The organism is Massilia psychrophila (assembly GCF_002760665.1).
Lineage (GTDB): Bacteria > Pseudomonadota > Gammaproteobacteria > Burkholderiales > Burkholderiaceae_D > JAFCUW01.
The window spans coordinates 1-3,218 of the sequence record NZ_PDOB01000072.1; the positions used below are offsets into that span (position 1 = coordinate 1).

The 3,218-nt window shown below is 50.0% G+C and carries 1 protein-coding gene; it reads right to left on the bottom strand.

Annotated features, from left to right (window positions below; all coding sequences use genetic code 11):
• Nucleotides 1-2,606, bottom strand: a 2,606-nt coding sequence (locus tag CR103_RS21570; RefSeq protein ID WP_218968518.1) for a PAS domain-containing protein, incomplete at its 3' end; no start/stop codon positions are given.
• Nucleotides 2,607-3,218 lie beyond the last annotated feature (612 nt).

Sequence of the window (3,218 nt, forward strand, 5' to 3'; positions counted from 1 at the left end):
GCGCTGGGCGGGACGGACCCGGGACTGGGAACTGCAGGACCAGGTCTGGCTGAATCCAGAACGGAATCAGCCAGAAGTATTAGAGAAAGCTGCTTGATTGACGCGACATCTTTGTTGACAACTACCGTCAACGCCATTGACACAGTGCCCCGCCTCGTGCGTGCTAATGCCTCTTCAAGTCTTTCGTTAAATTGGCGGCGGTTGGGCAACCCAGTTAGAGTATCAACTCGTGACAACTCTCGTAATTCATTCTCGATTTTTTTTAACGGCGTGACGTCTGTACTTACTGCAAACACCCCACGCGTACGTCCATCGGCGTGTGCATCTGGCACGTACACGGTATGCAGGTAACGTATGCCGTCTCTTGCGTTAGAGGCAACGTCAAATTCAACACGCTCTCCCGCCAAGGCGCGCTGTAATTCTTTGCATCGTTGATTATATAATTCTCCCCCTAAGACGTCGGCCAAGGGCTGGCCGATTGCACTAACTATATCCACTCCGGCCCATTCACCAAATGCGTCATTCATAAAGCGTAGTCTTTCGTCAGCGTCAATGTAGGTGATTATTACAGGCAAATTATCGGTAACAGCACGTAGTTGCCGTTCGCTAGCTTCCACGCGCCGCTGAGCCTCATGCTGTTCAGTAAGATCGAGTACCATTCCAATTACGCCAATAACATTGTCATTTTTGTCCCGATCCGGAACGTAATGAACTAACATGTTAGTAGGCGAATTTGGAATTGGATTAACAAGCTCAAAAATAACGTCTGCGCCCCCCAATGCCCCTGCTATCTGATCACGCACCCCGCTAAACACCGTAGCCCCGAAGACCTCTTCAACTGTTTTTCCCGTAAAGAAATTTTCCTCTCGATTAAACCACTTCTGATACTGATTATTGGTAAATACATACCTAAAATCATGATCAATATAGGAAACAAGTGCGGGAAGGTTATTTGCAATAAGCTTCACGCGCTGGTCGCTCTGCAGTAAAGCATTCTGAGCAGCTTTCCGCTCCGAGATGTCGTGCAGGAACGCATGAGCTATATTTTCTTCTCCCACCTGCTCGGGCTTCACCGAAAGCTCGACAGGCACCATGTATCCGTCTTTATGCATGGCTTGCAATTCAATACGACCATTGATGGCGGCGCCGGTCCCCGCCTGTCGGACCTGTGTAATGCCAGCTTCGCGCATTGCCGTAGCAGCTAGGTCCCCAATGAGCGTACCTAGAGACCGGTCGAGCGCTTCCTTAGCTGACCAACCGAACATACGGGTTGCTTGAGCATTCCAATCAGTTATGCGCCCATTCGCGTCTAATGCGACAAAGGCATCGTTGGAGTTTTCCAAAATGCTGGCAGTACGTCGTTGTTCTTTCGCGAGCGCGGCAACAAGTGGGCGCAACTGACTTCGTAGCGCTATCGAACTTGCGACAACTAGGGCGGTAAGAACTACCAGCAATTGCAGAAGCCGAGCCCGCAAAGGAGCGTAAAGCGCTTGGACATCTGATTTTACGCCAAGAGCCAATCCGAAATTTTTAAGAGGGACGAATGCGGAGATTACGTTAGTCCCAGCAGGGTCTCTAACAAGCAGGACTCCACTTTCGCCAGCGAGTGCCAAACTTATTGTCGAGGCTGCAGTCGTAGGGTCGGCGTCGAGTCTTAACGTGAACGCTTTGGGGCGCAAACGCGTGGGAGCACAAATCGCCATCGTGCCACTTTTGCTACAGATCGCTGCATCCGTAGCCTTCGAAGCTTGACGCAAAAGCGCAACTGCGGTATCAAAACGTGGCAGGCGAGTCTGTATTACCAAAACTCCTAGCAATACCTTGCCGTCGAGAATCTCGTTTCGCGTCTCGAGCACGTACCCGTTGGACCATATTAACGTCGCGTGTTGTTTGGCAATCAATAGGGGGTGCCGCAAACTGGATGCATTAGAAACCAACCAACCAAATTGGTGTACCACGTTACCTCCAGGGTCTAGAAACTGAGCACCGGTGACCTGCTTGTTGAAGAACCGCTCGGCGATGCGCGCGAAAGGCTTGGCAACCATGCGACGGCGCGCATGTAGCAGACCTGCGAAAGCAATCTGTACACTAGTACGTTCAGAAATTACTTGGGGATACCATAGATTCGCTTCGATTTCGCCAACTAGAGAGGCTGCGGCAGTTTGCGTAGTCGCCAGCATATTGTTCGCAGCAGCCTCCTCAAAACTGGTTCGTAAAACTGCAAAGCCCCCAATCCCACCGATTACTGCGACCACAGTAATTATGATTGCTGCCTGGCGATTAATGTCATGCTCCATCGCTTTCCCGTTTTTCACGATATCGTGAGCAGGACGAATTAACGTCCATAGGCCGATCGCGCAAGCACAAATCGCAACCGCAGTGCCTGGCAACATTTGATTGAGTCCGGCCACCTGATAAAGCGATGCAAGGCCCAATGCTTTTCCCAAAATCGTTGATGCTGATATTAGAACAGCTGTCGCTGTAGCAATTAACGCCAAGCAATTGCACAACTTACTCTTTGATTGGATAAATAAAAAAATTGCGATCGCGATCGCGAGATATGCGACCGATGCGTTGGGCGATATACGGCCAGGATGCGGACTCATTAGGGTTGGTTTTATGCCAGATGGGGCTATGTCGATTCCCAGCGGAATCCCAGTAATTGCCTCGAAAAGGAAAAAACACGGAATTAGCATCAATAACAGTAATGATGCCAACAAGATCATTTTACTTGGACGTGACGGCGTGGCCCACCCTCGGGACAACACTATCAAAGCGATACCCATACAACATAAAAGCAAGAGGTTGAGAGCGCCGATGATCTCCGCTTCTGGTAGGAATGCCACAAGTTGGGGAACGTGGAATAGGCGGCTTATTATGACAAGGCAAGAAATGGATAATGCTAGCGTGCCAGTAAATTGCGCAGTTGAAAAGCGGTTCATATTTGTTGTTGCCTTGTACCGAAGCTGACATTGTTGCCTAAGATCTACTTTGTTGCAACAACGGAAGACTAGTAAGCGCTCCATGAACCTTGCAATTACCCACAATTCTTGCCCATCAAGTAGCCTAGCTCGATATCGATGAGACGTGCTGCGTATTCCGGCGAACGTGACCGCTCATTCCGGCGAACGTGACCGCTGCGCATGAGATGGCGTTACGCGGTCAAATTCTAATGCCTGCGGTCACGATGGGTCGATATTTTTCTCCTTTTTAGCGCT